At 43.5% G+C, this 26,526-nt stretch carries 39 protein-coding genes and 1 tRNA gene; 30 read left to right on the top strand and 10 right to left on the bottom strand.

The annotated features are described in order from the left end of the window. Positions 1-4 precede the first annotated feature (4 nt). The 4 genes from spoVAE to QY97_RS04685 all read left to right on the top strand — a co-directional run bounded on the left by spoVAE (position 5) and on the right by QY97_RS04685 (position 1,658). Entirely contained in the window at positions 5-361 is a 357-nt protein-coding gene (gene spoVAE / locus QY97_RS04695) for a stage V sporulation protein AE (protein ID WP_039233393.1), read from the top strand. 67 nt (positions 362-428) lie between these two features. Continuing rightward, positions 429-560: a YjcZ family sporulation protein gene (locus QY97_RS19800; protein WP_083965782.1), complete on the top strand. Its 132-nt coding sequence runs from the start codon at positions 429-431 to the stop codon at positions 558-560. Between the two features lie 487 nt (positions 561-1,047). Then, entirely contained in the window at positions 1,048-1,305 is a 258-nt protein-coding gene (locus QY97_RS04690) for a stage VI sporulation protein F (RefSeq protein WP_039233392.1), read from the top strand. A gap of 83 nt (positions 1,306-1,388) precedes the next feature. Next, on the top strand, positions 1,389-1,658 hold the full coding sequence (locus tag QY97_RS04685; protein WP_039233389.1) for a hypothetical protein: 270 nt from the start codon (positions 1,389-1,391) through the stop codon (positions 1,656-1,658). Between the two features lie 60 nt (positions 1,659-1,718). Here QY97_RS04685 and QY97_RS04680 read toward each other — a convergent pair whose 3' ends face one another. The 4 genes from QY97_RS04680 to QY97_RS04665 all read right to left on the bottom strand — a co-directional run bounded on the left by QY97_RS04680 (position 1,719) and on the right by QY97_RS04665 (position 3,868). Beyond that, positions 1,719-2,141 carry a GNAT family N-acetyltransferase gene (locus QY97_RS04680; protein ID WP_039233386.1) on the bottom strand — a complete coding sequence of 141 codons (423 nt, stop codon included), beginning with the start codon at positions 2,139-2,141 and terminating at the stop codon, positions 1,719-1,721. Positions 2,142-2,147: 6 nt separating this feature from the next. Beyond that, positions 2,148-2,663: a YjcG family protein gene (locus QY97_RS04675; protein WP_039233383.1), complete on the bottom strand. Its 516-nt coding sequence runs from the start codon at positions 2,661-2,663 to the stop codon at positions 2,148-2,150. A gap of 91 nt (positions 2,664-2,754) precedes the next feature. Next, the gene (locus tag QY97_RS04670; protein ID WP_039233380.1) at positions 2,755-3,480 is read right to left on the bottom strand and encodes an alpha/beta hydrolase; all 726 of its coding nucleotides are present in this window, start codon (positions 3,478-3,480) and stop codon (positions 2,755-2,757) included. Between the two features lie 163 nt (positions 3,481-3,643). Then, positions 3,644-3,868 (bottom strand): hypothetical protein, encoded by a 225-nt coding sequence (locus tag QY97_RS04665; RefSeq protein WP_039233378.1) that lies wholly within the window; start codon positions 3,866-3,868, stop codon positions 3,644-3,646. A gap of 150 nt (positions 3,869-4,018) precedes the next feature. Between QY97_RS04665 and QY97_RS04660 the strand changes: the two genes are divergently transcribed. The 6 genes from QY97_RS04660 to QY97_RS04630 all read left to right on the top strand — a co-directional run bounded on the left by QY97_RS04660 (position 4,019) and on the right by QY97_RS04630 (position 8,982). Beyond that, a tRNA-Val gene (locus QY97_RS04660) sits at positions 4,019-4,091 on the top strand. 333 nt (positions 4,092-4,424) lie between these two features. After that, complete coding sequence (locus QY97_RS04655) at positions 4,425-5,435, top strand: LLM class flavin-dependent oxidoreductase (RefSeq protein WP_039233375.1); 1,011 nt, start codon at positions 4,425-4,427, stop codon at positions 5,433-5,435. 23 nt (positions 5,436-5,458) lie between these two features. Beyond that, positions 5,459-6,391 carry a D-2-hydroxyacid dehydrogenase gene (locus QY97_RS04650; protein ID WP_039233372.1) on the top strand — a complete coding sequence of 311 codons (933 nt, stop codon included), beginning with the start codon at positions 5,459-5,461 and terminating at the stop codon, positions 6,389-6,391. Positions 6,392-7,126: 735 nt separating this feature from the next. After that, complete coding sequence (locus QY97_RS04640) at positions 7,127-7,702, top strand: TetR family transcriptional regulator (protein ID WP_039233366.1); 576 nt, start codon at positions 7,127-7,129, stop codon at positions 7,700-7,702. Positions 7,703-7,756: 54 nt separating this feature from the next. Next, on the top strand, positions 7,757-8,647 hold the full coding sequence (locus QY97_RS04635; RefSeq protein ID WP_052728921.1) for a cation diffusion facilitator family transporter: 891 nt from the start codon (positions 7,757-7,759) through the stop codon (positions 8,645-8,647). Between the two features lie 161 nt (positions 8,648-8,808). Continuing rightward, positions 8,809-8,982 (top strand): hypothetical protein, encoded by a 174-nt coding sequence (locus QY97_RS04630; protein WP_039233362.1) that lies wholly within the window; start codon positions 8,809-8,811, stop codon positions 8,980-8,982. Between the two features lie 33 nt (positions 8,983-9,015). On the opposite strand, the gene QY97_RS04625 is transcribed toward QY97_RS04630, so the two are convergent. Next, positions 9,016-9,585 (bottom strand): DUF7010 family protein, encoded by a 570-nt coding sequence (locus QY97_RS04625; protein ID WP_039233359.1) that lies wholly within the window; start codon positions 9,583-9,585, stop codon positions 9,016-9,018. A gap of 215 nt (positions 9,586-9,800) precedes the next feature. After that, entirely contained in the window at positions 9,801-10,016 is a 216-nt protein-coding gene (locus tag QY97_RS04620) for a hypothetical protein (protein WP_039233358.1), read from the bottom strand. Positions 10,017-10,344: 328 nt separating this feature from the next. Between QY97_RS04620 and glsA the strand changes: the two genes are divergently transcribed. Beyond that, entirely contained in the window at positions 10,345-11,274 is a 930-nt protein-coding gene (gene glsA, locus QY97_RS04615; protein ID WP_039233355.1) for a glutaminase A, read from the top strand. Between the two features lie 185 nt (positions 11,275-11,459). Beyond that, the gene (locus QY97_RS04610) at positions 11,460-12,704 is read left to right on the top strand and encodes a benzoate/H(+) symporter BenE family transporter (RefSeq protein WP_039233352.1); all 1,245 of its coding nucleotides are present in this window, start codon (positions 11,460-11,462) and stop codon (positions 12,702-12,704) included. Positions 12,705-12,752: 48 nt separating this feature from the next. Here QY97_RS04610 and QY97_RS04605 read toward each other — a convergent pair whose 3' ends face one another. Together QY97_RS04605 and QY97_RS04600 are read right to left on the bottom strand one after the other, a co-directional pair. Next, on the bottom strand, positions 12,753-13,043 hold the full coding sequence (locus QY97_RS04605; RefSeq protein WP_039233350.1) for a YxcD family protein: 291 nt from the start codon (positions 13,041-13,043) through the stop codon (positions 12,753-12,755). Continuing rightward, positions 13,031-13,480, bottom strand: a complete 450-nt coding sequence (locus QY97_RS04600) for a hypothetical protein (protein WP_039233348.1) — start codon at positions 13,478-13,480, stop codon at positions 13,031-13,033. Before QY97_RS04600 ends, QY97_RS04605 begins: the two co-directional genes overlap by 13 nt. 199 nt (positions 13,481-13,679) lie before the next feature. Between QY97_RS04600 and QY97_RS04595 the strand changes: the two genes are divergently transcribed. From QY97_RS04595 to QY97_RS04530, 14 genes are all read left to right on the top strand, one after another. Further along, positions 13,680-14,441 (top strand): SDR family NAD(P)-dependent oxidoreductase, encoded by a 762-nt coding sequence (locus QY97_RS04595; protein ID WP_039233345.1) that lies wholly within the window; start codon positions 13,680-13,682, stop codon positions 14,439-14,441. Positions 14,442-14,515: 74 nt separating this feature from the next. Further along, positions 14,516-14,758 (top strand): DNA alkylation repair protein, encoded by a 243-nt coding sequence (locus QY97_RS04590; protein WP_039233342.1) that lies wholly within the window; start codon positions 14,516-14,518, stop codon positions 14,756-14,758. 127 nt (positions 14,759-14,885) lie between these two features. Next, entirely contained in the window at positions 14,886-15,212 is a 327-nt protein-coding gene (locus QY97_RS04585) for a hypothetical protein (protein ID WP_039233338.1), read from the top strand. Positions 15,213-15,241: 29 nt separating this feature from the next. Continuing rightward, a complete protein-coding gene (locus QY97_RS04580; RefSeq protein ID WP_039233335.1) occupies positions 15,242-15,502 on the top strand; it encodes a metal-sensitive transcriptional regulator in 261 nt (86 codons plus the stop codon). 86 nt (positions 15,503-15,588) lie between these two features. Then, the gene (locus tag QY97_RS04575) at positions 15,589-15,816 is read left to right on the top strand and encodes a sulfurtransferase TusA family protein (protein ID WP_039233332.1); all 228 of its coding nucleotides are present in this window, start codon (positions 15,589-15,591) and stop codon (positions 15,814-15,816) included. Between the two features lie 64 nt (positions 15,817-15,880). Beyond that, complete coding sequence (locus QY97_RS04570) at positions 15,881-16,360, top strand: DsrE/DsrF/DrsH-like family protein (RefSeq protein WP_039233329.1); 480 nt, start codon at positions 15,881-15,883, stop codon at positions 16,358-16,360. A 45-nt stretch (positions 16,361-16,405) separates the two neighbouring features. Further along, positions 16,406-16,765 carry a rhodanese-like domain-containing protein gene (locus tag QY97_RS04565; protein ID WP_039233326.1) on the top strand — a complete coding sequence of 120 codons (360 nt, stop codon included), beginning with the start codon at positions 16,406-16,408 and terminating at the stop codon, positions 16,763-16,765. 16 nt (positions 16,766-16,781) lie between these two features. Beyond that, entirely contained in the window at positions 16,782-17,078 is a 297-nt protein-coding gene (locus QY97_RS04560) for a rhodanese-like domain-containing protein (protein WP_039233323.1), read from the top strand. A 49-nt stretch (positions 17,079-17,127) separates the two neighbouring features. Then, complete coding sequence (locus QY97_RS04555; RefSeq protein ID WP_039233320.1) at positions 17,128-17,700, top strand: sulfurtransferase TusA family protein; 573 nt, start codon at positions 17,128-17,130, stop codon at positions 17,698-17,700. A 34-nt stretch (positions 17,701-17,734) separates the two neighbouring features. Continuing rightward, positions 17,735-18,130 carry a DsrE/DsrF/DrsH-like family protein gene (locus QY97_RS04550; RefSeq protein ID WP_039233319.1) on the top strand — a complete coding sequence of 132 codons (396 nt, stop codon included), beginning with the start codon at positions 17,735-17,737 and terminating at the stop codon, positions 18,128-18,130. 47 nt (positions 18,131-18,177) lie between these two features. After that, on the top strand, positions 18,178-19,305 hold the full coding sequence (locus QY97_RS04545) for an MBL fold metallo-hydrolase (protein ID WP_039233318.1): 1,128 nt from the start codon (positions 18,178-18,180) through the stop codon (positions 19,303-19,305). 38 nt (positions 19,306-19,343) lie between these two features. Further along, the gene (locus QY97_RS04540) at positions 19,344-19,571 is read left to right on the top strand and encodes a sulfurtransferase TusA family protein (RefSeq protein ID WP_039233317.1); all 228 of its coding nucleotides are present in this window, start codon (positions 19,344-19,346) and stop codon (positions 19,569-19,571) included. Between the two features lie 50 nt (positions 19,572-19,621). Further along, on the top strand, positions 19,622-20,398 hold the full coding sequence (locus QY97_RS04535) for a sulfite exporter TauE/SafE family protein (protein WP_039233315.1): 777 nt from the start codon (positions 19,622-19,624) through the stop codon (positions 20,396-20,398). 74 nt (positions 20,399-20,472) lie between these two features. Beyond that, positions 20,473-21,075 carry a class I SAM-dependent methyltransferase gene (locus QY97_RS04530; RefSeq protein WP_039233313.1) on the top strand — a complete coding sequence of 201 codons (603 nt, stop codon included), beginning with the start codon at positions 20,473-20,475 and terminating at the stop codon, positions 21,073-21,075. 37 nt (positions 21,076-21,112) lie between these two features. Here the strand turns inward: QY97_RS04530 and QY97_RS04525 are convergent, their stop codons facing one another. Then, entirely contained in the window at positions 21,113-21,409 is a 297-nt protein-coding gene (locus QY97_RS04525) for a DUF6958 family protein (protein WP_039233311.1), read from the bottom strand. 90 nt (positions 21,410-21,499) lie between these two features. After that, the gene (locus QY97_RS04520) at positions 21,500-22,198 is read right to left on the bottom strand and encodes a YetF domain-containing protein (protein WP_039233307.1); all 699 of its coding nucleotides are present in this window, start codon (positions 22,196-22,198) and stop codon (positions 21,500-21,502) included. A gap of 165 nt (positions 22,199-22,363) precedes the next feature. Between QY97_RS04520 and trhO the strand changes: the two genes are divergently transcribed. From trhO to QY97_RS04500, 4 genes are all read left to right on the top strand, one after another. Continuing rightward, the gene (trhO, locus tag QY97_RS04515) at positions 22,364-23,332 is read left to right on the top strand and encodes an oxygen-dependent tRNA uridine(34) hydroxylase TrhO (protein WP_039233304.1); all 969 of its coding nucleotides are present in this window, start codon (positions 22,364-22,366) and stop codon (positions 23,330-23,332) included. A gap of 207 nt (positions 23,333-23,539) precedes the next feature. After that, a complete protein-coding gene (locus QY97_RS04510) occupies positions 23,540-24,748 on the top strand; it encodes an MFS transporter (RefSeq protein ID WP_039233300.1) in 1,209 nt (402 codons plus the stop codon). Positions 24,749-24,936: 188 nt separating this feature from the next. Beyond that, a complete protein-coding gene (locus tag QY97_RS04505; protein ID WP_039233297.1) occupies positions 24,937-25,794 on the top strand; it encodes a PHP domain-containing protein in 858 nt (285 codons plus the stop codon). Positions 25,795-25,821: 27 nt separating this feature from the next. After that, complete coding sequence (locus tag QY97_RS04500) at positions 25,822-26,478, top strand: DapH/DapD/GlmU-related protein (RefSeq protein ID WP_039233294.1); 657 nt, start codon at positions 25,822-25,824, stop codon at positions 26,476-26,478. Positions 26,479-26,526: the final 48 nt, after the last annotated feature.

Here is a 26,526-nt window from a genome sequence, read left to right as displayed (position 1 = left end):
TTCTATGCTTGGTATGTTCTTTTGGGCGTTTGTGATCGGCGGCTTGATTTGCGTAATCGGCCAGCTAATGATGGATATCGGCAAGCTGACGCCAGGGCACACGCTAAGTGCTATGGTTGTAGCTGGAGCGATACTTTCGGGCTTTGGATTATACGAACCGTTAATTGATTTTGCAGGCGCAGGGGCGACGATTCCCATTACAAGCTTTGGCAATTCACTAGTGATGGGGGCCATGCAGGAGGCTGAAGCGCATGGGCTGGTCGGTGTGTTGACCGGCATGTTTGAAGTAACGAGCTCCGGTATTTCTGCAGCCATTGTTTTTGGATTTATCGGAGCCGCATTATTTAAGCCTAAGGGATAAATGCCCATACGAATCCTCGACGTCTACATATAGTAGTATTGAAGACAGACAAAGCGAGGTGAATCTCATGGGCTTTGGCGGATGCGGCTACGGCGGTGGCTACGGCGGCGGCTACGGCGGACACGGCACATCAACATTCGTGTTGATCGTTGTTTTGTTCATCCTATTAATTATTGTTGGCGCAAGCTTTTACTGTTAATAACCAGTGAACTGACGGAAACGAAGGAGCATCGTTTTCGTCAGTTTTTTCTTTTTTGGTTCTGTTAAATATTGTAGTTAATGTATTAACCAAAGAAAAAAGCGAGTTTTGATATCCCGGCTTTCTTATTAAATTAATGTACCTGCTCATTAAAATATTTTAAATGCTAATACAACTAGGTAAAGGGTGATTCCGACAATCAACATACCAGCAAAAACATAACATATACTTGTAAAAATAAACGTAAAGAAGTCATAGATAGCCCCGGCTAAATCATCCATAAATTTGCTAATATGAATCCCTCCATTACTTCATGTATATTAACAGCTTCGATCTTCCTGCAAAGATCCCTTCTTTTCTCACTGCACGGCCTCGTTAGTGAAGGAAAAGAGTCAGTGGTGCTTAGCAGAGCTTTGTTTTTCATGAATTACACCTTTTCCATAGAGCTGCATAAGATGAAAGCATAGAAGGAGGGGGGAAGAAGAAGGTGGAAAACGGTTTTTTCAAGAATATTGAGCAGAAAACAGGTGTACGGATGACAGACATCATGGACCTCGTTAACTCTCTGCAAAACGCGGACTTTAGAGATGAACGAACGGTGAGACATATCATCAAGCGGGTGGCTGCTTTAGCAAACAAACCAGTGCCCGGTCATCTAGAGGATCAAATCGTTGACTCGATTGTGAAAGATGGCAACAGGCTTGATTTTCAGACGATCTCAGACATGTTAAACAAAAAAAGATAAAAATATTTTAGAAATAGGTTTATCTTTGGAAAAAGACGGGTAAAAATAAAAAATTTTATTTTGAGTGAGAAGGAGGGAAGATGATGGGATATATCCTGCCGGTTCCGCAATACCAATACATCCAATACCGCGAGCGTGTCACGAATGATACAGGCAGACGCTATTCTCAAGTTAGCCCCATAGAAAAGGCTGATTTTAAAGAGGCTCTTGATCAGCAGAGATATGCCGCATCCATCACTCCTGAAAAGCAGACCTCACCCCGTCGTTTACCGAAGAAAAAGCAGCATGAGCTTTTCCACAAACATCTTGCAAAGTTCAGCGGCAAGGGGGAACGGTTGGATCAGCGCACATAAAAAAGAAAAAGCTGTCTGATAAGTCCTGATAAGGAAACTTATGTAGACAGCTTTTTCTTTTTAAAATGTTTTTTTCATGGTTTTGTGAGGAATACCGGCATCCATGAATTCATCCGAAATGATCTCATAGCCAAGCTTCTCATAGAATGGAATGGCATGCACCTGGGCATCAAGCTTAACACCAGGCAGGCCTTGCCCTTTCGCGTGAGTCTCAAGAGCTTCCATAATTAGCCGGCCAGCACCTTTCTTGCGATAATCGGGAAGAATGCAGATACGCTCTGCTTTTCCCAGACCGTCTTTTGTACGAAAGCGGCCGGCCCCGCAAGGCTTGCCTTCATCGTACAGCACAAAGTGTGCCGCTTCCTCTTCGTGCTCATCGATCTCTAATTCGAGCGGAACGTGCTGTTCTTCTACAAATACACGCTTACGCACTTCATATGCGTCCTGCCGCTCTTTAGGTGATTGAACTGTAATGACTTTCACGAGAAATTAACCCTTTCCTAATACGAATGTTTCATACACTGTCCAAGAACCGTTATCTAATTGATACAGTAAATGGAAGCGGTCTGTTGTTTCTTCATGGTCAATCGAAAGCATTTGCAATGAGTTATACACATCATCATGCTCTGTAGTAGAAAGATCCTGTGCAATCGTTAAATGAGGAATGAATGCGTATTGCGGTTTGCCGCCGATCATGCTTTCTGAAGATAAATCCTCATGTAAAGCAGTTAACTGATCAATTGGATCAACTTTAAAGTAAACGACATTATTCACAGGATGGAATGATTTCACTTTGCTTACATGGAAGCTAAATGGTGCATGTTTTTTAGCAACTTCAGATAGTTGTGCCGTTAAGTCTTTTAAATCACTCTCTTCCGCCTCAAATGGTTCCTTTACTGTAATATGCGGAGGAACTAAGGAATAATGAGTGTCGTAACGCTTCCGGTAAGAGTTTGCTAAGTCCTGAAGTTTCTTAGAAGGAAAAATAACGACGCCTAATTTCATGATGATTCACACTCCTTAAAATGGTAAGAATCAAAACTATTTTTCCCATTATACCAAATTTTCTGCCGCTTCGGTAGGGAATGGTCTTGCATTATTCAAATATCATAGAAAGAGCACGTTTTAAATCAGGCTGCCAGTACTTCCAGGAGTGACCGCCTTCGAATTCCTCATAGAACATATCGAAGCCTTTTTGGTAAAGAAGGTCATGAAGTGCTCGGTTAGGCGAAAGAAAATCATCAACCTGGCCGTTGGTTCGAACAACCTCGGTTTCTTCAAGACCAATAACATGATACAGACTTAAGTGTTTATATTCTTCCGCCTGCTCTACAGCATTCATCACTTTATCATCTACATGCGGCGAATGCATGATTACCTTTCCGAATGTATGCGGGTATTGAAGAGCTGCTATTAATGAAACAGTCGCTGCTAGTGAGTCGCCTGCAAGTCCGCGTCCATGACTAACATTGTGCAGTGGATACCGTTCCTCCAGGAAAGGAACAAGCTCGTGAGCCAGAAAACGAATGTAGGCTCCCTGCTTCGAACCGTCTGGATGATACTTTTCCCAGCGGTCTTCCACATTGCGGTATGGCACGCCTACGATAATCAAGTCTTCGATTTCTTCCTCTTCCAGCAGCTGATCGGCTACCCTTGGAATGCGTCCTAATTGAAAATAATCCTTTCCATCCTGGGCAATAAGCAAGGCGTATTTATAAAGCGGTGAAAAGTTTGCCGGCAAGTAGACGAGCAGCTCGATTTCTTCCTCAAGCTCCTTCGAGTAAATGACAGCGTCCTCAATTGTGCCAGTTTTGTTTGACATTGCGCTCCTCCCCTCATGGTGAATAAATAACATCATCCAACCTCATTACAGAAGTATATTAACATAAAAAGGGAGAAGAGTCTTATCGTGACGCTTGCTGAAAGAAAGCATGCTCCCATTAAAAAAATGCCCTAAATGAGCATTTTTATCCCTAAAGGAGATGTTAAGCTGTCCGGCTGCTTCCGCGGGAATGAGCAGGGTAAGCCGCTAAAATATTTGAAAGCAAAAAACGTCGGTTTTGCTTCCGATAGAAACAGTATGCATAAACAGAAGAAGACGTCGTGGACTTCACTACGATTTTCCTCTGTGTGATGGTGCCATCTTGCGCTTGGTATATAATAATGAGCGGCAGTTGTTCCTGCCGGCTTCTTATGAATAAATGGTCCATACGATTCCTCCTTACCTATATTATACCGAACAAATGTTCTTTAATCAATAAGAAACAAGGTGAAAGAGGGAAGACAACTAAGAGTCACAAAAATATTTATTGACATTCCCCGTTACTTTTCGTATGATAGAACTTGTCAGTTGAATAAACGATTCCGTAGCTCAGCTGGGAGAGCGCTACCTTGACAGGGTAGAGGTCGCTGGTTCGAACCCAGTCGGAATCATTGGGTGCCAAACCCTCGAAAACCCTTCTGGAACAGGGGTTTTCCTACAGAACATCACTTTTTAAGTGGTGTTTTTTTGTGTTTATATCGTGTTGGTCACGAAATTCAGTAATGGCGCATATTCCCCCTACCAACATTGGCCGGGGTTTTTTTCTGTGTCCGTATACTCCACTATTTTGGAAGATGGCAGGAGTTACTTAGAGGCTCTGGTAAATACGATAGCTAAATTAACAAACATCCGAAATAAAAACAGATTGTTATTCATCTAATTCCCTTTTTCCTATAATGAAGATACAGTTAAGTCACCATGCTGCCAAAGGAGAGAGTGTGACATTGGTTTTAATAAATATACTTGATTACTCGCCGATATTTGAAGGCACCACTGCTCGGGAAGCGTTATTGCATACAAGGGATTTAGCACAGCTGGCAGACCGTCTAGGCTACCACCGGTACTGGGTGGCAGAACACCACCAAGTGTTTTCTGTTGCAGGAAGCACTCCAGAGATGCTGATGATGCAATTGGCTGCTTCTACCAGTCGGATACGAATTGGCTCAGGCGGGGTCATGCTGCCGCATTACAGCCCTTACAAAGTGGCCGAAAATTTCCGCATGCTGGAGGCCTTTCATCCAAATAGGATTGATTTGGGGATAGGCAGGTCACCGAGCTTTCGAATGGTTAACCGGGCCTTAAATGAAGCGAAAGACAGACGAATCCCATATGAACAGCAGGTGAAAGATCTATATAAATACCTGACAGACAATACAAACGAAGAGCATCGCTTTAGAGAGTTAAGTGCAACACCGGTCATCGAAACAACTCCGCAAATATGGCTGCTTGGCAGCGGGCCAAGAAGTGCACGGATTGCTGCGGAAAGTGGATCTGCCTACGCATTTGCTCATTTTGCCCCTCGCCCTAACTTAAACGGCCAGGAAATAGTCAGGGAATACCAAAGACAGTTCCAGTCCTCTTCTTTACTTAAGAAGCCAAAAGTTATGATTGCCGTCTTTGCGATTATCGCTGAAACAACCGAGGAAGCGGAGGATATCGCCCGGGCATTTGATTTATGGCTGCTTTCTGTTGAGTCCAGCCACCAGCCTCCATACTATCCATCCATTCAAACAGCTAGGGAACGCAGGCTGAGCATCTTTGAGGAGGAAAAAGCCATTCGAAATCGAACACGTATGATAATCGGTGATTCTAAACAGGTGAAGGCGGGGATAGAAGAAGTTGCTCACATGTATCAAGCAGACGAGATAACGATTATCCCGCAATTTTACGACGCCAAAAACAGAATGAAAGGAATAAAATTATTGGCAGAAGCATTTGGATTGAATACCGGTTGATGGAGAAGAGGAGGGAGGAACACATGAATATAAAAAATATCGTCATTGCAAGTCCTATGCATGAACAAATTCGACGTGTTATCGAAAAGGAAGAGTTGAGTTATCAATTCCGCTATTGTTCGGATGACGAGGTCACTCAGCATGATGTAAACTGGGCGGATGCTTTCGTCTCTTTTAATATGAAGAATGACTTTGATTACGGGCAGTTGAAATGGGTTCATTCTCTTGGAGCAGGAGTGGATCGGTTCTTATATAGGAGAGAGTGGCCTGAAAATGTGCTTCTGACGAGAACTATCTGCTCATTTGGACAGAGAATCGGGGAATACTGCTTGAGCTATCTTTTAAAAGACCTGCAAGAGCATAACCGATTTCATTCATTGAAAAAGCAGAAGAGCTGGCAGCCATACACACCAGGGCTGTTAAGTGAGCAACGAGTCATGGTCTTTGGTACGGGAGAAATTGGCCAAAAAACAGCTGAGATTCTGTCGTCGCTTGGTGTAGAGGTGCACGGTGTGTCATTAAGCGGAAAACAGAAACGTTTCTTTGAAGAGGTCGTGAAAGTGGAATCCTGCCACGCTCGGTTAAGCGAAATGGATTATGTTATTAACACACTGCCGCTTACTGAGCAGACAGAGGGTTTGTTTAATGAACACATATTTAATAAGTTGAACAGAGCGGGATTTATAAATGTAGGCAGGGGAGCAACAGTAGATGAGAAAGCCTTGCTGCACGCGCTCAATCAGCATTATGTACGGTTTGCCGTTCTTGATGTGTTTAAAGAAGAGCCTCTCCCTGAAACACATGAATTTTGGGAGCATCCAGGTATATTTATTACTCCGCATATTTCAGCCGTAACTACACCGGAGGAGGGGGCAGAGTGCTTCATTGATACTTTAAAGAACCTTGAGAACAATCAGCCCTTGCCTAATAAGGTTGATGTTCATAAAGGGTTTTGACACCGAAAACGCCCTCCGGCAGCCCGGCTTTGAAATAGAAAAACGCTCAGACCAAAAAAGTCTGAGCGTTTTTTAATAATGTCTCACTCAATGAAGGCATTCGTTAGCAAAAGAAGGATGAAAGCACTGTAATTATCAATGAACTGTTATAAACTTACATTCTCTGTCTAGTTGGCTTGCCTTGCGTGTATTTTTTCATTGCCGCTCTTGTTATTGGCTGAGCGATCAATAGCTCAATCCAAAACGCTATACCAGAACTTCTAAACCAGCTATGGAAGGGTTCCTAAAGTGTTTTTTTAGTAATACTGTCTTAGAAGGGCAAATAGACATTTATTAAGTTATTTAGCAAGCAAAACAGAGCAGCATTCATAAATGTAAGAAAGAGGGACAGTGGCAGATAAAAAAGATCTGCTACGTACGTCAACATGTACGGTTACTCTTCATAACTCAGCTGTTATCGGGGAGGGAGCAGGGTTTTTGAAGTATTTAAAAGGGAATGCCCTGCTGTATGGTTACTGGAATGAAAGGGCATATGCTAAAAAATATTACAGTCACGGGTTATTTCTAGGCGATAAGGTTCCTTTCATTCGGATCCTTACACTTTGTGATGGTTGTATCATGAATCATGTATGAAATACTGACCAATTTTTTAGGGGAATTAGACATTTAGCCAGTTATTTGATAAAATGAATGACAGTCATTCATTAGTTCGTATTTTGCAGGGGGAGATGTACGATGGCAGACCCGACGAAAAGAGAGAAAATATTGGCTGCAGCGATCGAGGTGTTTTCCGAATCGGGCATTGAGAAGGCGAAAATTTCCGATGTCGTTAAACGGGCTGGAGTAGCTCAAGGGACGTTTTATCTTTATTTCTCGTCAAAGCAGTCTCTAGTACCTGCTATTGCAGAACAGCTGTTAAAGGAGCAGTTCGCTTACATAAAACAGCAAATCACTCCCGAGACGAGATTTGAAGATCAAATTCAAAGTATGGTGGAAGCGACCTTCACTGTCACGAAGCGCTATAAGCAAGTGCTGGCTTTGTGTTATTCAGGGCTGGCGATTGGCGGGCTCATCACCTGGGAAAAGCTGTATCAGCCGTATTATGAGTGGGTGGATCAGCTGCTGGCTGAAGCGGTGAACCGGGGGGAGATCAGGTCGAATATCCGGCAAATTCGCGTGACCTCTAAGCTGCTCATTGGCTTAATGGAAGAGGCAGCCGAACAATTATACTTATTTGATGACAATGACGAACAGGCAGAGATTTATAAGCAGGAAACAATTGAATTTATTAAAAGAGCTCTTATGAAATAAGAGTTCCTTTCATATAATAATGACTGACAGTCATTCATACGGAGGAGAGTAGGCATGAAAGTATCTAAGGTGCTGCACACATCGGTATGGGGAGCACTTGCTTTTGCAGTTATTGGGCTTGTTTGGGGAATGATCAGTTCTTCGCAGATGATTTTGTTTGATGGAGCGTATTCAATGATTGGCGTCCTTCTGGCTCTTTTGTCTTTACTGTCGCTTCGTTATTTAAAAAAGGAAGACCAAGCACACTTTCCTTATGGAAAGGAGAGCATCGAACCGCTGGTTGTTATTATTAAATCAGTGATTATTAGCGTACTATGTCTGTTAGCGATCATTTCCTCTGTATCTGAAATAGCTGCTGGCGGGAGAGAAGTGGTGTTAAGCCACGCTCTCGGGTATGCAGCATTTTCAACAGCTGGTTGTTATGCTGTGTTCCGGTTAATGAAAACAAATAGCCAATCAGAGCTTATTAAAGCGGAGGCTGCACAATGGCTGATGGATACGTGGCTTAGTGCTGTGGTGCTGATTGGTTTCTTCATCGCTTGGGTGCTCGGACAAACGCCGTTGATTTTCCTTGTTCCTTACATTGATCCGTTCATGGTGCTAATTGTCTCAGGCTACTTCTTGACTGTTCCGTATTCATTGATAAAAACAAATGGCCGTGAGCTTCTGAGAATGACGCCAAGCAAGGACATACGCGAAAAGATTGCGTCAGCCGTTCAAGCAGTTAAATCCTCTTACCGGATGGAGGAGGCAGTATTGAGAACTTCTAAGATTGGCAAGACGCTTTATGTGGAAATCGATGTAGTCGTCAGCGAGAGATCGCTAGTGTACACAGTTGAGGAGATGGATAAGGTGAGGGAAGAACTAGAGGAGAAGCTCGCAGGCATTCCGCTTGAAAAGTGGATTACTGTATCCTTTACGAAAGATGTAAAATGGACGGTGTAATAGAAAATTGAAGAATTAAGACGAGAACGCTCAGGCAACCATGCCCTGGGTGCTTTTGTTTTTAGATAGGGAATATGTAGCGATGTACATACTATTCATACATTAGGTCATATTAAGATTGGGTGTTATGCACCTACTAACTTCGATGCGGAGGGATAGAAATGGATATTCGTGAAGGCTTAATTCCAACTGTATTAGGTTCAGCTGTGACAGCTACGGGGGACGCCATGAAACAAAGACCTCAGGCCAATCACACTGTTGCTGACATGTTATTTGGCTTCGGAATGGTCCACGTCGTACTAGGCGCTATTGACCTCGTAGAGCATCGTCGTTAAAGCTCAGGCAAGCATAATAAAAAGACCGGCTACTCATTTTAGCAGACGGTCTTTTTGTGAAACGGCTTCCTGCTTAAGCTCTTTTATAATCAGCCAGACACCACTGCCGTATATAGCCACAATAGCTAGCGGAACAAGGGTAAAGGCATAGTCGACGAGAAACCCGCCTAAAATGAGAGAAGATAAGCAGGTGGCTAAGGTGACGAATAAATAGGCTTTGCTTCTGTAGATCCACATGTACGGAAGAAAGTGAGAGCCGCCCAGGAGTCCGACTGTAAAAGGCAGGTACTCAGGGATATACATATAGACAATGATGAATACAGGAATAAAAAAGGCTTGTGGAGCGGCAACAATTCCTCCTAATGTAGCCAACGGATTATCCGTCGTTAAAAGCTGAATGTTCAGCAGCTTAGCGATCAGTAATCCGAGAGGAAAGATTGCTCCAAGCCCAATGACCCATATTAAATGGACAGCTGTCATTGGCAGGATGATTGGCATGAGTGCAAACAGAAGAAAAATAATAGCGCCTGAAAGAAGAATAGGATAACCTTTTTTAGACGATCGGGCAATGTCGGTTTGCAGTTTTTCGAGTGCCTGGTACATGTATCTACCTCCTTGTTTTACAAAATTTTCTTTCTATTACATTTTATCATGAGGATACATAAGTGAATAGAGACAGTTAAGAAGGAACAGCACTTCTTAGAAAGTATACGTAGGGAGGAAGGCGAGAATAACTGTAACTTATGAGAAAGAATAAATGCAAAAAACCCGCCAGCCGATTGAAATCAATCGTCAGCGGATTGGGCCGATACAGTTAATTAGCGATTGTTGCGGTTATTACGGTTATCATTGCGGTCGTTACGGTTGTTATTATTATTGTTGTTGTTGTTCAACTCATCGAATTCGTTATCAACAGAGAATTCAAGGTTGAAATTATCTACATCAAGCTCTCTGTTTTGGTTGTTATCATTGTTGTTATTACGGTTATTACGATTGTTGCGGTTGTTACGGTCGAAGTTGTTGTCTCTGTTCATGGTAAATTCCTCCTGAATGTTTGTTTTTTGATACTCAGCTATTTAGGTTGCTTGCAGGCCCGGAGCAGCATTTCATCATTAGCCAACTCTGTCTTTAAAGCAGAAAGGTTGATATGTCCCGCTCTGACTTGCCGTTTGGGTCTGATGGAGTGCTGCTCACAATTCTAATATGGGCACTCCTAATCAAAAGTATTCCTAAAAAATTTTTCACTTTCAGCTCAGCAGCTTTCATTCAATAAACTCTTTAAAAGTAAAGAGAGAACCTTTTATGCCTATCTTTTTGGGGTAATATAAGAGCATGTAACTTAAACAACTAAGGGGGATAAGCATGCCGTGTCAATCTAGCGAAGAGCTGAAGGAGTTAGTGGAGGAAGCGAAGAAGCATACGCCCAATGGAAGAGTAGCAAGCTACATCCCGGCGCTTGGAAAGGCTAACCCTAATGATCTATCGATTGCGATTTATTATCCCGATGGCCGTTGTATATCTGCTGGGAATGTTGAACAGGAGATTACACTGCAAAGTATTTCAAAAGTCATCAGCCTTGCGCTTGCTTTAAAAGACAGAGGGCCTGACTGCGTGTTTAAGCGAGTGGGCATGGAGCCCACTGGAGATCCTTTCAATTCAATTGCCAAGCTGGAAACAATGGCTCCTGCTAAGCCGCTGAATCCCATGATTAATGCAGGGGCGCTTGTTGTGACCCATATGATTAAAGGAGATTCAGTCGAGGAACGGTTTGAACGGCTATTGAGCTTTATTCGGGAAATGGCGAATGATTCATCAATTGGTTATTCTGAAGAAGTGGCGCGCTCGGAGTTTGAGACAGCGAACCTCAATCGTGCGCTCTGCTATTTTTTAAAGGAGCACAGGGTGATTAACGAGAATGTCGAGCAGCTGATGGACTTATATACAAAGCAGTGTGCTATTGAGATGAATTGCCTTGCCCTAGCAAGGATAGGACTGGTTATTGGAATGGATGGTGTTGATCCACAGACAGGTGAACAAGTACTTCCGAAAGATATAGCCCGTATTTGCAAGACCTTCATGGTGACCTGCGGCATGTATAATGCTTCAGGTGAATTTGCAATCAAAATTGGGATCCCTGCCAAAAGCGGGGTATCCGGAGGAATCATGGGAGCCGTACCGGGAAGATTTGGAATTGGCATTTTTGGACCGGCGCTGGATGAACGCGGAAATAGTATTGCAGGAATTAAGCTATTAGAAATGCTGTCTAACAACTATAAGCTCAGCATGTTTTAGATAAGCGAAAGAGAGAGGTGCAGCCGATACACCTCTTTTTTTAAAGAAAAGAGATTAATTATTAAGAAAATTAAAATAACTATCTTGAATAACGAGAGCGCCCTTCTGTATAATGAGCCTACATGAATAAATGACAGAGCGGCCGGGGGAGGAAAAGCTGGCTGGTTTGCTCTTAAGGAGGGGCCATGGATAAAAATCATCGGATTCATTCAGGGATAAGAGACATGACGAAGCATCTCAATCTCAATACAGCCAGCGCTGGACTAGTGGCTGCTGTATTTGGCTGCACAGGGCCTGCACTTATTATTATAGGCGGAGCGGAAGCCGGCGGGTTATCTCATACAGAAACCATTTCGTGGCTGTTTGCTGTTTACTTCTTCGGCGGGCTGTTGGGAATGTATCTATCTTTAAAATACCGGCAGCCGATCGCTGGAGCCTATTCAATTGCCGGGGCTGTGCTGGTGGCGGGAGCATTAACGCATTTCTCACTAAGCGAAGCAGCCGGAGCATATGCCGCAGCCGGAGCTCTTGTCTTCCTGCTTGGAAAAACCGGTCTTGTCGAAAAAGCGATGCAATGGATCCCGGTCCCGATCGTGATGGGGATGATTGTTGGGGTGATGATTCGGTTTGCTACAGAAATGGTAACAGCTGTGGAGGCCGCCCCGCTCTTGGCTGGATCAGCAGTGGTGACGTATTTGCTATCTTCCCGGTTTATTAAGAGGTTCCCGCCTGTGCTCTCCGCTCTCCTTGTTTCTATGCTGTTAGCAGTGGTGATAAAGCAGTTTAGCGTTCAAGGAATGGATAGCACCTTTTTAGTTCCTGAGCCTCTGATGCCAGCCTTTAGCGTAGAAGCAATCATATCCATTGGGCTGCCGCTCGCATTGCTTGTGATTTGTGCGGAGAATGCTCAGTCGACGGGTATATTAATGGCACAGGGGTACAAGCCGCCCGTTAGCGCTATGGCTATATGGAGCGGAATCGGCGGATTCATCGCCTCCTTCTTTGGTGCGCATGCGGTCAATACGGCCGGACCTATGACAGCAATTTGTGCATCGGATGAGTCTGGGAAAAAGGAAGGCAGATATGCAGCCGCCGTTGTGAATGGAGGGGTGTTTGCGGTATTTGGGGTGTTTGCAGCTTTCGTTGTTCCGTTTGTGGCCGCTATGCCTGCAGCGATTATCAGTGCCATTGCCGGTCTTGCCATGATTGGCGTATTGCTTAGCTCTTTAAAGATGGCTTTCTCGGACAGCAAGTTTCAAATGGGAGCCTTTTTTGCCATGATTATCGGCATGTCAGGAGTGAACTTTCTCAGTATCAGCGCTCCGTTTTGGGCTATTATTGGGAGTTTGGCGGTATCACTGATTATGGAAAGAGAACACTTTGAGCGGAAATCGGAAGAGAAGGAAGCTTCGGAGCGATCCAGTGCGTAATAGTAACGAAAAAAGCTGTTCCCGCCAAAAACGGAAACAGCTTTTTCATTATCTAATGGCTGCAATGATTCCTTCTTCATCGTCTAGCAGCAGTTCGATCCCAGCTTCATACGGATCTCTATTCAAATATTCAGCGAGCCAAATGCGCAGTGCTTCAATTAAGTTGCTCATAACGAGAATCTGCTTTCGGCCATTCACAAACGTTTCAGCCGAGAAGCCGTAATCGTCGTCATACATAAGCTCGACTTCTACGTCTTCAGGCTTTACCTGTTTTTTGCGCGCGATATAGACACAAACGGAATTGATAATATCCTGCTCAGGAATGATTAGCTTCTCCATGGGTTAGGATCCTCTTTCTTCTTCTTATCCATGAAAAAGACAACAATTTTGCGGATGACCATAATAAGAGCAACTACAGCTAACACGTTAACCATCAGTCCAAGAAGAGAGCCAAGCACACCCATATTAGCCAGCAAGCCGCCGAATAGAAGGCCAGCTAGTCCACCGAGCATCAGGCCTTTCATCAGGCCGCCAGATGAAAAGGCGCCTTTTTGTTTTTGGTTTGCCGCTGACTTATTCGTGGCAGCTGTATCTTCTTTCTTATTCTGGAAGTTGGAGTTATTGTTATTAATGCCGCTGTTGTTAGTATTGAAGCTCTTCTTGCCGGATTTGTAAGATTTCGCTTCAACGGTTGTTGCATGATCCTGGAATACTTCTGCTCCTGCTGGTGCAAACATAATAGTTGTTGCAAGTAAAGCTGCAAACAGTCTTTTCATTTCTTTTCCCCCTATATATTAAGTAAAATAATGGTGTGTAAACAGGTCAGACTGAATTCACTTTCCTCTATTCTATCAGTCTAACAATATTTACGGATGAAAGCGAAAGAAGTTTCATCTTTTTCGACATTTTTTTCGTTTTTTATTTGGATTTATTTAATGGCTCATCAAGAGGAGTAAACGACAAGGAGGTAGCAGAATGGATCTGAAATTGAAAGGGAAAAACGTATTAATTACTGGAGGATCGAAAGGGATTGGGAAAGCGATCGCAAAAGCTTTTTTAGCCGAGGGAGCGAATGTTGCGATTGCGTCCCGTGGCATCGGTGCATTAGAGAGGACAAAGGAAGAGCTCGGCGGGCGCGTTTCGATCATCCAGACGGACGTGTCAAGTGCAAGAGAACGGGAAAAGCTTATCGACTCATTTGTCGAACAGCACGGATCTATAGATGTTCTAATTAATAATGCAGGCGGCAGTACAGGCAGCACGGCCGCAGAAACAGACATGGAACTCTTTTACCGGGCCATGGAGCTGAATTATTTCTCGGCTGTTCATTTAAGCAAGCTGGCTGTGGAACAAATGAGACGTAAAAGCGGGGGAGCAATCATTAACATTACGTCCATCTTTGGCAGGGAAAGCGGCGGAAAGGCTACTTATAATAATGCTAAGTCGGCTCTGATCAGCTTTACGAAGTCACTCGCAGATGAAGTGATTAAGGATGGGATTCGCGTAAACAGTATTGCCCCGGGGAGTATCCTGCATGAGACAGGAAACTGGAAGAAGCGCCTTGAGGAAAATCCAGAGCGTATTCAGGCATTTGTGGAAAACGAAATTCCAGCTGGCCGCTTTGGAACACCAGAGGAAGTAGCCAATGTGGCGGCTTTTTTGGCGTCAGAGAAGGCTTCCTGGATTGTCGGTGCCAGCATTAACGTGGATGGCGGACAATCAAGGATGAATTTCTAAAGAGAAGCTATAGTGAATAGAACCAGGCAGTTCGGGGCAGGATAAGGAACACTACTTCATAGAGGAGGAGCTTTATGAGCATTCGTTATTGCTGCCCGAACTGCCGGACGAACCGGTCAAGATTTAACATCATTGAACAAGCGGTTCAAGCCGTCAGACTCGATCCTCAGACAGGAGAGGTGCTGGAACGGTTTGAGGGATCGGAAAGCCCGGGTCCATTTCACGCGGCTTACAATGGACCAGAGCGGAGAGTACAATGCGGCTCTTGCGGGTTAATTGAAGATGAAATAACATTTATTAAATTCGGTGAGAAATAATCCCGCTTCTATAAAGAAAGCGGGATTTAATTTATATATAAACTGTTGACAACATACCTATGAGGGTATATTATAAGTCTGTAATTAAAAAATCCTTGAAAATTATCGGGAGGGAAAACAGGCAAAAATGGTAGTCATGATTCTTACTTTGCTTATTCTAGCAGTTATTTATTATAAAAGATATATCCCAGTTGTAGGTGTTCAAAGCGCAGATGTCAATAGTCTTGATAAAGAATCTGTGAAAGTTGTAGATGTCAGAGATTATAACGAATCATACAAGGACCCGGTAGTAGAAGCAGTGAATATGCCGATTGCCTATATGAAGCGGAATTACCATGAGATTGCTGGAAAAAACATTCATGTAGTGGCTGCCGATGAATTAGAAAAAAACATGAGCATACGCTTCTTCAGGAAAAGAGGCATTCACGTAACTAGCTATACATTAATGAATTAAGAGTATAGTCGAGAATGGAGGAATTCTCTATGGAATACAACGATCAAATGAAAAATAGGGTAAAACGTATAGAAGGTCAGCTTCGTGGAGTCTTAAGAATGATGGAAGAAGAGAAAGATTGTAAAGAGGTTATTACCCAGCTGTCAGCGGTTCGTTCGGCAGTCGATCGGACCATTGGTGTTGTCGTCAGCTCTAACTTAGTTGAATGCGTAAAGGACGCAGACAAGAATGGCAGGGAAGCGGACGAGCTCATTGCAGAAGCGGTTAATCTTCTTGTGAAAAGCAGATAAAAATAAAAAAGTTGACATTCTTTTTTTTAACAGTTAATATACCCCTATAGGTAATTAGGGTTGAATAACAAATGGAGGAATGAATAATGAACGTAGATAAATTAGTAGATGCAAAAGGTCTAGCTTGTCCGATGCCGATTGTAAGAACAAAGAAAGCCATGGATGGACTGTCATCTGGTCAAATATTAGAAGTTCATGCCACAGATAAAGGCGCAAAGAACGATCTAACTGCTTGGGCAGCATCAGGTGGACACAGCTTATTAAAACACGAAGAAGAAGCTGGTGTATTAAAGTTCTGGATTCAAAAAGGGTAAATTTTTTTAGTAATTTTTATACCCCTACAGGTAATGGTAAAATTAATAATTAGGAGGACAACAAATGAGCGAGAAAAAAACAACGAATATCATTTTATTCAGCGGAGATTATGACAAGGCGATGGCGGCTTACATTATTGCTAATGGAGCAGCAGCTTATGATCATGACGTAACGATCTTCCATACATTTTGGGGATTGAATGCTTTGCGAAAGGACGAACAAATCCCTGTGCAAAAAGGATTTGTGGAGAAAGTATTCAGCAAGATGATGCCGCGTGGTGCAGATAAAATGGCACTTTCGAAAATGAATTTCGCAGGATTTGGTCCGAAGATGATCAAAGGTGTGATCAAGAAGCACAACGCCATGACGCTTCCGCAGCTGGTGGAAATGGCGCAAGAGCAGGACATTAAATTAGTCGCGTGTACAATGACAATGGACTTACTAGGTCTTCAAAAAGAGGAGCTATTAGACGGCGTGGAGTACGCAGGAGTAGCAGCTTATTTAGCGGATGCAGAAAACGGGAATGTTAACCTATTCATCTAGCGGCTGCATTCATAGCAGGACACTTCTTGGAAGGAGGAGATAGGCGTGGAATATATCAATTATATTCTAATGGCTTTCTTAGCGTTCTTTATCATTCAGCGTGTTATGCCGGGGAAGGGAATTAAACAAATATCCACGGCCGAGCTGAAAAGTGAGCTGAAAGATTCCGCTAAGCAATTCATAGATGTGCGAACACCTGGAGAATTCAGGGGGAACCATATTAGAGGGTTCAAAAATATTCCCCTTCATCAACTTTCGAATAAAGCACAGCAGCTTTCTAAGGAAAAGGAAGTTATAGTCATTTGTCAAAGCGGAATGAGAAGCCAGAAAGCAAGCAAAATACTAAGGAAACAAGGGTTTACTAAAGTAACGAATGTAAAAGGCGGCATGAGTGCCTGGTCTTAAGAAAGGAGACTATTCAATGAAAGAACTAACTGCAAAAGAAGTAGAACAGATGCTTAATGAAGGAAAAGACTTAAACATTATTGATGTAAGAGAAACAGACGAAGTAGCAGCGGGGAAGATCCCTGGGGCTGAGAATATTCCATTAGGATTGCTGGAGTTCCGTATGCATGAATTGGATCCATCCAAAGAGTATGTAATGGTTTGCCGTTCAGGGGGCAGAAGCGGCCGTGCTGTTCAGTTTCTTGAAAGCAGAGGGTTTCAGGTAATTAATATGAGTGGCGGCATGCTTTCCTGGGAAGGAAAAACGGAATAACTTTTTACGCGTATAAATACCCGTAAGAAAATAAATAGGAGGTTCCAGTATGGAAAATATGACAGTAAATGTTCAACTAGATGCAAAAGGATTAGCTTGTCCAATGCCGATTGTAAAAACAAAAAAAGCTATGAAGGACTTAGAACCTGGTCAGGTGATAGAGGTACAGGCAACTGATAAAGGATCCAAGGCAGATATGAAGGCATGGGCAGAAAGCACAGGTCATCAATATTTAGGAACAATCGAAGAAGGCGATGTATTAAAGCATTATTTGCGTAAATCCTCCGAGGAAGAAGCAGTTGAGAGAAAACATCCGAATGTCATCGATAATAAGGGGCTTGAGAAGAAGCTGCAGGAGAATAACAGCCTGGTGGTGCTTGATGTACGGGAAACCGCGGAATATGCCTTTAATCACATTCCAAGCGCCATTTCTATTCCGCTCGGTAAGCTGGAGGAACGTATGAATGAACTCAGTAAAGAAGCAGAAATCTATGTTGTTTGCCGCACAGGCAGCCGCAGTGATCTTGCTGCTCAAAAGCTGACTGAAAATGGATTTGAACGTGTCATTAACGTCGTACCCGGCATGAGCGAGTGGACGGGCGAAACTGAAAGTATTGAGTAATGAGAAAAGAACCAAGGTATAGGAGGAATACAGTATGTCAAAAAAAGTAGCGATTATTGCAAGCAATGGCGGGTTATTTGATGCCTACAAAGTATTTAACATTGCGACAGCCGCGGCTGCGACTGAGCAGGAAGTTACAATTTTCTTTACCTTTGAGGGATTAAACCTGATCCACAAAGAAGCTCAAGAGGAGCTGCCAATCCCTGCAGGAAAAGAGCATTTTCAAGAAGGTTTTACGAAAGCGAACGTTCCGACGATTCCTGAATTGTCAATGATGGCTCAAGAGTTAGGCGTGAAATTCATCGGCTGTCAAATGACCATGGATGTCATGGGGCTAGAAAAAGACCAGCTTATAGACGGAATAGAAGTTGGTGGAGCTGTCACATTCCTAGAGTACGCAAAAGATGCTGATATTACATTAACATTTTAATCATCTAATATTTTTTTAAATAAAAATATACCATAGGGGGTAATTAAATGACTGTACATGTAATGACACCAGAAGAAGTAACAAAAAAAGTGATTAACAAAGAAGAATTGTTTATTTTGGACGTGCGCAACGAAAGTGATTTTCAGGATTGGAAGATTGAAGGAGCTAACTTCCAATATTTAAATGTCCCATATTTTGAGCTATTGGATGGCGTGGAAGAGATCTTGAGCAAGTTTCCAGCAGATAAAGACATCCTAGTTGTATGTGCGAAAGAAGGATCTTCCGTTATGGTAGCTGAAATGTTGTCTGAAGCTGGATTAACCGTTTCTTATTTGCAAGGCGGAATGAAAGCATGGAGTGAGTATTTAGAGCCTGTGAAAGTAGCGGACTTAAAGGATGGCGGGGAGCTTTACCAGTTCGTCCGTATCGGTAAAGGCTGTTTATCCTACATGATCATTTCAAATGGAGAAGCGGCGATTATTGATGCGACTCGGATGGCAGATGTATATGTAGACTTTGCAGAAAGCAAGAAAGCTGTTGTTACACACGTATTTGATACACACCTGCATGCCGATCACATTTCTGGTGGAAGAATGATTGCGGAAAAAACGAAAGCGACGTACTGGCTGCCGCCAAAGGATGCAGAGGAAGTAGTATTCAGTTACGAACCGCTAGAGGACGGCAATGAAGTGATGGTTGGCCGCACACCCATCCGCATTCATGCCATGTACTCTCCAGGCCATACAATTGGCTCCACTTCCTTTGTTGTGGATGATCAATTCTTAATGACAGGCGATATCCTGTTTATCGACTCCATCGGCCGACCAGACTTAGCCGGCAAAGCTGAAGATTGGGTAGGAGATTTGAGAGAAACATTGTATACACGTTATAAAGAATTGTCTGAGGAGCTTGTGGTTCTTCCTGCACACTTCATGATCATTGATGAATTAAATGAAGATGGCTCTGTTTCTGAAAAGCTCGGTGTGCTATACGCCAAGAACCATGGTCTGAATGTAGCAGATGAGGCAGCGTTTAGAAAGCTTGTAACCGAGAACCTGCCGCCTCAGCCAAACGCTTACCAAGAGATTCGTAAAACAAATATGGGGAAAACCACCCCTGATACAGAGCAGCAGCGTGAAATGGAAATTGGACCAAACCGCTGCGCGGTCCGTTAATCGTACCTTCTAATTCAATTAAAAAGGAGTGCAGAAAGATGAACACAGATAAATTTTTAGATGCAAAGGGATTGGCTTGTCCAATGCCGATCGTACGAACAAAAAAAGCAATGGATGAATTGTCATCCGGCCAGGTGTTGGAAGTTCATGCGACAGACAAAGGAGCAAAAAATGATATTACTGCCTGGGTTCAATCAGGCGGGCATGAGCTATTAAAGCAAGAGGAAGAAAATGATGTATTAAAGTTCTGGATTCAAAAAGGCTAATAAGAAAAGTGCAGCCGTCTTCGGCTGCACTTTAGAAAGGAGGCCGCACGGTGGATATTGGCTTTATTATAACTATTTTTCTCATTGGCTTTATCGGCTCATTTCTTTCCGGAATGGTAGGAATCGGCGGATCGATCATTAAATATCCAATGCTTTTATACATTCCTCCTTTACTCGGGTTTACAGCCTTTACAGCCCATGAAGTATCCGGAATCTCAGCTGTGCAGGTGTTTTTCGCAACCATTGCAGGCGTGTGGGCTTACCGCAAAGGGGAATATTTAAATAAGAACTTAATTTTGTACATGGGTATCAGCGTCTTGATCGGCAGCTTCGTCGGCGGATACGGCTCTAAATTTATGCCGGAAAGCGGCATTAACATCGTGTACGGCGTATTAGCATTAACGGCAGCCATCATGATGTTTATCCCGAAGAAAGGAATAGATGATATTCCTCTTGATCAAGTAACGTTTAATAAATGGCTGGCAGCACTTCTGGCATTCATCGTAGGGATTGGTGCGGGCATTGTCGGAGCAGCTGGCGCCTTCTTGTTAGTACCTATTATGCTTGTTGTTTTAAAGGTACCTACACGAATGACGATTGCTTCTTCTTTGGCCATTACATTCATTTCTTCTATTGGCTCAACAATCGGAAAGCTCACAACAGGCCAAGTGGATTATTTTCCCGCTTTGATTATGGTCGTTGCCAGTTTAATCGCTTCACCGCTCGGAGCAGCGATCGGCAAAAAGATGAACACAAAAGTGCTGCAGATGCTGTTAGCTGTACTCATATTAGCGACGGCAATAAAAATTTGGGTTGATATTTTGTGAGGCTATATAATAGCCTCTTTTCTTATTACATGTGACAATAGTGACAAAGCTGTTGTGGAAAGGAAGGGTGCTAAATGAATATGTGGCATGAGCGGTTCCGTAATGAAAACTATGTGTATGGAACAGAACCGAATGAGTTTATCGCAGAGACTCATAAGAAGCTTCATTTATCTGGTGATGCATTAGCTATTGCAGAAGGAGAAGGCCGGAATGCCGTGTTTCTCGCAGAGCAAGGGATGAATGTAACAGCCTGGGATTACGCAGAATCAGGACTTGAGAAAACGCAAAAGCTTGCGAAAGCTAGAGGCGTTACACTTTATACAGAACTCGTTGATCTGAATAAAGCGACATGGAGAAGAAACCAGTGGGATGAAGTAATATGTGTCTTCGGACATTTTCCGAGAGACTTGCGAAAGCAAACATTAGAAGGCGTGAAGGAAGCGGTAAAGCCGGGCGGCTACTTTGTAACAGAAGTGTATTCTATTCACCAGCTTCCCTATAAAAGCGGAGGCCCGAAGGAAATAGAGCTTCTATATACTCCAGAAGAATTTTGGACTGTGTTCTCTGACTGGCGTATTGTGCATTTCTTCATGGGAGAGGTGGTTCGCCACGAAGGGGAACTGCACAACGGTTTGTCTCATGTCATTCAATTTGTCGGGCAGAAGCCAGCGAAATAAACATGGAAGGCTTTTTCTACCCGCCTTCCATGCTTCATCAATTACTCGCCTGCTGTGTTAAGCGCAAACGCTGCGGACTTGTTGTTCCTGCACGCTCGATAATGCCTCTCGCTTCTAAGTCCAGTTTGACGGCTGTGCAATGCCAGGAGGGAGAGCCGTCAAAGGTGTCGCGCAGCTGATGGACAACTTCGTTCATTAATTCTTTAAATGTAATGCTTTCTCTTTCACGGACGATATTCAAGATCGTTTCTTTGACCCTCTCGTACTTATCTAAATCAATGGTCGCCCCTTTTTTAGAAGGATTGGGGTTTAATAGCTGAATTTTTTCTGCCATGGAAGCACCTCGCTATGTTTCATATTAGCGATTGTAACATGATGGGAGCTCCCTTGAAAAAGAATAAAAGAACGATAAGCAGCGCCTCCTTCAGTGAAGAGGGCGCTGTTGCTTCGTGTCGACGAAAAGAGTGCCATCCTGCTGTACTTCAGCGTAGAAAACATCTGAAACAGAATTGACCCCGGCTTTCTTTAACTGCTGTTCCAGCCATTGCATATCAAGCTTTAGTTTATTCAGGTTATCAGTTAACACAGTACCGTCCGATACAACTTCAGTAGCAAGCGGAAATACCTTTGCCTTTGGCATAACCATGTTATCTCCTTTTGTTAACGGCTGAACGGGTTCCTTTGGCAACACCGAAAGCTGGCCGTTCGTCTCAAATATGGCATAATCTACGTCAGCGACGGAAAAAATATTTTTCTGTCGGAGCATAGCATTTAGAGAGTCTAAATCAAGCCGGCTTTGCCGCATGGCAGATTCAACGATTTTGCCTTCCTTGATCACAATGATTGGGTCGCCAGTAAGGATCTTTCTGCCTTGTTTTGACTTAATGTCGATGAAATCCATGAGAAGTGTATAAGCTGCCCATCCAGCTAAAGCGATTATGCCGTTGCGGATACTTACATTTTGATTGACCACGAAATTAGCGGCGATGGAACCGATCGCAATCGCCGACACAAAATTAAAAAATGTCATTTGGCTGATTTCTTTCCTGCCCATAACTCTTGTTAAAACGAATAAAGCAATAAAGCCGAGGGAAATGCGGAGTATAAGCTCAAAAATATCCATTCAATCACCAGTCCTTAGTATTTTTTCATAATTTATTTATCTGTTCTTTGGTTTATTTTTATGCGGTATGATTTGGAGCAGCACTTGCAAGAAATACATTTAAGGAGTATATTCCTTAATGTATTTATATCCTGCAAATATAAATAGATAGGTGGAAAAAATAAGATGACAGAAGTTAAACCATATAGAATATTGCTTTATTATATGTATGTGCCGATTGAGGATCCGGAAGCATTTGCAAAGCAGCATTTAAAGCTTTGTAAGGAGCTTGGGCTGAAAGGGCGGATTCTAGTAGCAGAAGAAGGAATTAACGGTACAGTATCCGGAACAGTCGAACAGACTGATCAATATATGAGGGTAATGAAGGAAGATCCCCGTTTTGTGGATATGGTATTTAAAATCGACGAAGCAGAAGGCCATGCGTTTAAGAAAATGCACGTTCGTCCAAGAAAGGAAATTGTGACGCTTCAATTAGACGAAGACATCAACCCGCAGGAGTTAACGGGCAACTACTTAAGCCCGAAGGAGTTTTTTGAAGCGATGCAAGAGGAAGATACGATCGTCATTGATGCGCGAAATGACTATGAATATGATCTAGGTCATTTCCGAGGGGCTATCCGCCCGGATATTAAAGCCTTTCGAGAGCTTCCGGATTGGGTTCGGGAGCATAAGGAAGAGCTTGAGGGCAAGAAGATTCTTACCTATTGCACAGGCGGGATTCGCTGTGAGAAATTCTCCGGCTGGCTAAAGAAGGAAGGGTTTGAGGACGTGAACCAGCTTCATGGAGGCATCGTCACGTATGGAAAAGACCCTGACGTTCAAGGCAGGCTGTGGGACGGTCAATGCTATGTGTTTGATGAACGGATCGGTGTGCCGATTAACCAGACAGAACACGTTGTTGTTGGTCGGGATCACTTCACGGGCGAGCCTTGCGAGCGCTATGTTAACTGCGCAAACCCTGAATGTGATAAGCGTATCTTCTGTACGGAAGAGAACGAGCATAAATATTTGAGAGGCTGCACGCATGAATGCCGTGTGCACCCAGAGAACCTTTACGTACAGGAGCATGAGCTGACAGAGGAAGATGTTCAGGCACGCTTGAAACAGCTTGAGGAAGAGACAGCAGAAGCTTAAACGGTAAGTATAAGAGCACTTTTCGTTCTAGTCATTAATGTACTAGGGCGGAAAGTGCTTCTTTTTTGCCAGCTGTTCCCGTTTAGTGTATATCTAGGGTCTGTAATGGCGTGCGATGCTGGCCGTCCGAAACAGAGAGAAAAGTGAAAAAATCTCAGTAAATGATAGGATGGTAGATAAAGACATCAAAGAAAGAAGGCATTTACAGTGATTGATGTAAAAACGAAGGAGTTTTGGCGGGCAACAGCAGCTCTAGGAGCAGCATCCTTGCTGATTTTTGCTAACATTTACTTTCCGCAGCCGCTATTGCCGCTATTTACGAAGGAATTTGGTGTGTCGGAGACCGTCTCCAGTCTGGTTATATCGGTAGCTTTATTCGTATTAAGTGTAAGCTTCTTCTTATACACGGCTCTTTCCGATGCATATGGTCGGAGAAATATTATCCTGATTGCTATGGCACTCGGTACAATTGGCACATTGGCGATCAGCTTTGCTCCAACGTTCGAATGGCTGCTGGCTGCCCGGGTATTTCAGGCGGCAGCGCTTGCGGGCATTCCTGTTGCGGCAATGGCTTTCATTAGTGAAGAGTATCAGACGAGGGCAATGACGGTAGCCGTGGGGATTTACATAAGCTGTAACAGTTTCGGCGGCATGAGCGGCCGTGTTATTAGCGGTATACTGACCGATGTGTGGAACTGGCGGGGCGCATTTATCGTCATGACAGTGATTAGCCTGCTGATTTTTGCGGGTGTATACTTTCTCTTACCTAAGTCCCGCCATTTTGAGCCGCAGCCGTTTCGACTAAAGGAAATGCTGATCAACAATAAAGAGCACTTAGCAAACCCGACAATGGCGCTTGCTTATGTGATAGGCGGTTTGCACTTTCTTGTGTTTATTGGCATTTTTAACTTTATTACGTACTATTTGCACGGGGAACCATTTCATGCGTCGACCGCTGTTCTTGGCCTGCTATTCTTAACTTATAGCGCCGGAACAGTCAGCTCTACACTGGCGGGCAAAGCCTCACAAAAGTGGAAACAGACCTCGTGCATCCTGATGGGGATTTTCTGCATGGTCCTGAGCATTCTTGCCACACTGATCCCATCGTTCCCGGTTGTTATTGTGGCACTCCTTCTGCTTTGTTTCGGGTTCTTCTTTGCACATTCCTCCTCCAGTGCGTGGGTGACAAGGCACGCAGTAAAAGCGAAAGCAAGTGCCTCGGGTTTATATTTAACAGCCTATTATTTAGGAGGGAGTCTGGGAAGTGTCTACTTCGGCTGGCTGTGGCCAGCGTTTGGCTGGTCGGGTGTAGTTGTCGGCTCTTTACTTGTTCTGTGTGTAACGACAATTTGTACAAGAGCCCTGTACAAAAGAGAGGAAGCAGAACAGTCTTATACTGAAGCGGTTCATTCTTAATTTTTATCAAACAATTATAGTAACGGTTCTTATCCTTTCGTCATGTAAAAAGAGTTTGAGGCCCCTTAGCTGGGTGCTTCAAGCTCTTTTTATATTGTTTTTACAAAACCTTAACTGTGCGTTAACCTGTTCAGCTTGGCATCAAGTTACTTTAGATATAGGAAGTAATTTAGAATGGGGGAATTAAGATGAAAGTAGATCTTCATTGTCATACGGATATTTCCGATGGTTCTTTTTCATTTGAAGAAGTATTAAAGAGGGCTTTAAAGGAGAATGTTAGTCATTTAGCGATCACTAATCATGACACAACCATCGGTTTAGAGGAGATGGGTATACTTGCGGATGAAGCGGGGGTAGAATTTATCCCTGGAGTTGAAATTTCAGCTTACGATTTTCATAGAAATAGAAGAATTCACGTACTGGGTTATTATGTGGAAACAGGGCATCACGCGATCGAGCAGCTTTGTGCTCCTCTCTTAAAAGAGCGTCATGAAGCTTCCTATAAAATGGTTCACCAGCTAAAGGAAGCGGGCTACGATATTTCCTGGGAGCATGTGCAAACATACGCACAAAATAGCACAGCGGTTTACAAACAGCACATTATGCATGCATTAATTAATAATGGTTACACAGCTTCTATTTATGGAGATTTATATAAAAAACTGTTCTCGCGAGGAAAGAATGGCGAAGCGCCTGGTTTGGCTTTTGTGCCGGTCGAGTATGTAGATGCGAAGCTGGCCGTACAGGTGATCATTGAGGCAGGGGGAGTCCCAGTTCTTGCTCATCCTGGTCAATATGATAGTTTTGAAGCCGTGCCAGAGCTGGTTGAATCCGGCCTGCAAGGAATTGAAGTCTGGCATCCTCTACATGGTGAGGAAGATGAAAAGAAGGCTAAACAATTGGCTGAGGAATTTCATCTAGTTATGACAGGGGGCACAGATTTTCATGGTTTTTATGGTGAAAAAGAGATTCTGCTTGGCTCAAAAAGCCCAGGGGTTGCTTGTGTAGATGAACTGAAGAAGCGGAAGGAACTCATTTTAAAATAATCTAAGAAGAGAAAGGATAGTGAACAGATGAAACATATTCATCAACCGCCTCGCCATGAAACATTGTCGCCGGAGCCGAGCATTCATGATACGAGCGTGATCAGTGATAGCTATGCAGGAGAATGGACATCCATTGGTCCAAGGAATAAAATCATTGAATCTACCATTGATAACTACACATATACTATGGATGATGTAACAATTAATTACGCGGAAATCGGCAAGTATTGTTCGATCGCTTCTCACGTATGTGTTAACCCAGTTAATCATCCAATGGACCGTGTGACCCAGCATCATATGACCTATCGTCGAGTGTCCTATCAATTGGCAGAGATAGATGATGAGGAAATTTTTGATTGGCGTCGCTCCCATCGCGTAATAATTGGACATGACGTTTGGATCGGGCATGGAGCGATTATTATGAAAGGAGTAACCATTGGAACAGGAGCGGTGATTGCTTCAGGAACGGTTGTCACAAAAGATGTTGAACCGTATACCATTGTCGGAGGAGTGCCTGCCAGGTTCATAAAAGAGCGATTCACGAGAGAAACAGCAGAGAAGCTGCAAAGGATCGCTTGGTGGGAGTGGCCGCGCGAGGTATTAGAACGTCGCTTTAGTGAGTTGAATCACTTAGAAAAATTCATAGAGAAATATGAAAAAGTGCAAGTGAATCAGCCACTTTAACCAGCCATATAGCAGCGGCACATCTGGATAGAGGTGCCGCTATACTTA

This window comes from Bacillus thermotolerans, from assembly GCF_000812025.2.
GTDB classification, from domain to species: Bacteria; Bacillota; Bacilli; order Bacillales; family Domibacillaceae; genus Quasibacillus; species Quasibacillus thermotolerans.
Note: the sequence above shows the minus strand (reverse complement) of the source record. Positions and strands in the feature narration are given on the sequence as shown.

Coding starts and splice junctions, on each gene's coding strand:
- QY97_RS04575 (WP_039233332.1), top strand. CDS start 15,589: ATGAACGTAGATAAATTAGTAGATGCAAAAGGTCTAGCTTGTCCGATG.
- QY97_RS04525 (WP_039233311.1), bottom strand. CDS start 21,409: ATGGCAGAAAAAATTCAGCTATTAAACCCCAATCCTTCTAAAAAAGGG.
- QY97_RS04685 (WP_039233389.1), top strand. CDS start 1,389: ATGGGATATATCCTGCCGGTTCCGCAATACCAATACATCCAATACCGC.
- glsA (WP_039233355.1), top strand. CDS start 10,345: ATGCCGTGTCAATCTAGCGAAGAGCTGAAGGAGTTAGTGGAGGAAGCG.
- QY97_RS04590 (WP_039233342.1), top strand. CDS start 14,516: ATGAGCATTCGTTATTGCTGCCCGAACTGCCGGACGAACCGGTCAAGA.
- QY97_RS04610 (WP_039233352.1), top strand. CDS start 11,460: ATGGATAAAAATCATCGGATTCATTCAGGGATAAGAGACATGACGAAG.
- QY97_RS04650 (WP_039233372.1), top strand. CDS start 5,459: ATGAATATAAAAAATATCGTCATTGCAAGTCCTATGCATGAACAAATT.
- QY97_RS04500 (WP_039233294.1), top strand. CDS start 25,822: ATGAAACATATTCATCAACCGCCTCGCCATGAAACATTGTCGCCGGAG.
- QY97_RS04530 (WP_039233313.1), top strand. CDS start 20,473: ATGAATATGTGGCATGAGCGGTTCCGTAATGAAAACTATGTGTATGGA.
- QY97_RS04545 (WP_039233318.1), top strand. CDS start 18,178: ATGACTGTACATGTAATGACACCAGAAGAAGTAACAAAAAAAGTGATT.
- QY97_RS04675 (WP_039233383.1), bottom strand. CDS start 2,663: ATGAAATTAGGCGTCGTTATTTTTCCTTCTAAGAAACTTCAGGACTTA.
- trhO (WP_039233304.1), top strand. CDS start 22,364: ATGACAGAAGTTAAACCATATAGAATATTGCTTTATTATATGTATGTG.
- QY97_RS04665 (WP_039233378.1), bottom strand. CDS start 3,868: ATGGACCATTTATTCATAAGAAGCCGGCAGGAACAACTGCCGCTCATT.
- QY97_RS04630 (WP_039233362.1), top strand. CDS start 8,809: ATGGATATTCGTGAAGGCTTAATTCCAACTGTATTAGGTTCAGCTGTG.
- QY97_RS04570 (WP_039233329.1), top strand. CDS start 15,881: ATGAGCGAGAAAAAAACAACGAATATCATTTTATTCAGCGGAGATTAT.
- QY97_RS04620 (WP_039233358.1), bottom strand. CDS start 10,016: ATGAACAGAGACAACAACTTCGACCGTAACAACCGCAACAATCGTAAT.
- QY97_RS04505 (WP_039233297.1), top strand. CDS start 24,937: ATGAAAGTAGATCTTCATTGTCATACGGATATTTCCGATGGTTCTTTT.
- QY97_RS04640 (WP_039233366.1), top strand. CDS start 7,127: ATGGCAGACCCGACGAAAAGAGAGAAAATATTGGCTGCAGCGATCGAG.
- QY97_RS04520 (WP_039233307.1), bottom strand. CDS start 22,198: ATGGATATTTTTGAGCTTATACTCCGCATTTCCCTCGGCTTTATTGCT.
- QY97_RS04560 (WP_039233323.1), top strand. CDS start 16,782: ATGAAAGAACTAACTGCAAAAGAAGTAGAACAGATGCTTAATGAAGGA.
- QY97_RS04585 (WP_039233338.1), top strand. CDS start 14,886: ATGGTAGTCATGATTCTTACTTTGCTTATTCTAGCAGTTATTTATTAT.
- QY97_RS04580 (WP_039233335.1), top strand. CDS start 15,242: ATGGAATACAACGATCAAATGAAAAATAGGGTAAAACGTATAGAAGGT.
- QY97_RS04550 (WP_039233319.1), top strand. CDS start 17,735: ATGTCAAAAAAAGTAGCGATTATTGCAAGCAATGGCGGGTTATTTGAT.
- QY97_RS04605 (WP_039233350.1), bottom strand. CDS start 13,043: ATGGAGAAGCTAATCATTCCTGAGCAGGATATTATCAATTCCGTTTGT.
- QY97_RS04635 (WP_052728921.1), top strand. CDS start 7,757: ATGAAAGTATCTAAGGTGCTGCACACATCGGTATGGGGAGCACTTGCT.
- QY97_RS04540 (WP_039233317.1), top strand. CDS start 19,344: ATGAACACAGATAAATTTTTAGATGCAAAGGGATTGGCTTGTCCAATG.
- QY97_RS04625 (WP_039233359.1), bottom strand. CDS start 9,585: ATGTACCAGGCACTCGAAAAACTGCAAACCGACATTGCCCGATCGTCT.
- QY97_RS19800 (WP_083965782.1), top strand. CDS start 429: ATGGGCTTTGGCGGATGCGGCTACGGCGGTGGCTACGGCGGCGGCTAC.
- QY97_RS04595 (WP_039233345.1), top strand. CDS start 13,680: ATGGATCTGAAATTGAAAGGGAAAAACGTATTAATTACTGGAGGATCG.
- QY97_RS04600 (WP_039233348.1), bottom strand. CDS start 13,480: ATGAAAAGACTGTTTGCAGCTTTACTTGCAACAACTATTATGTTTGCA.
- QY97_RS04670 (WP_039233380.1), bottom strand. CDS start 3,480: ATGTCAAACAAAACTGGCACAATTGAGGACGCTGTCATTTACTCGAAG.
- QY97_RS04555 (WP_039233320.1), top strand. CDS start 17,128: ATGGAAAATATGACAGTAAATGTTCAACTAGATGCAAAAGGATTAGCT.
- spoVAE (WP_039233393.1), top strand. CDS start 5: ATGCTTGGTATGTTCTTTTGGGCGTTTGTGATCGGCGGCTTGATTTGC.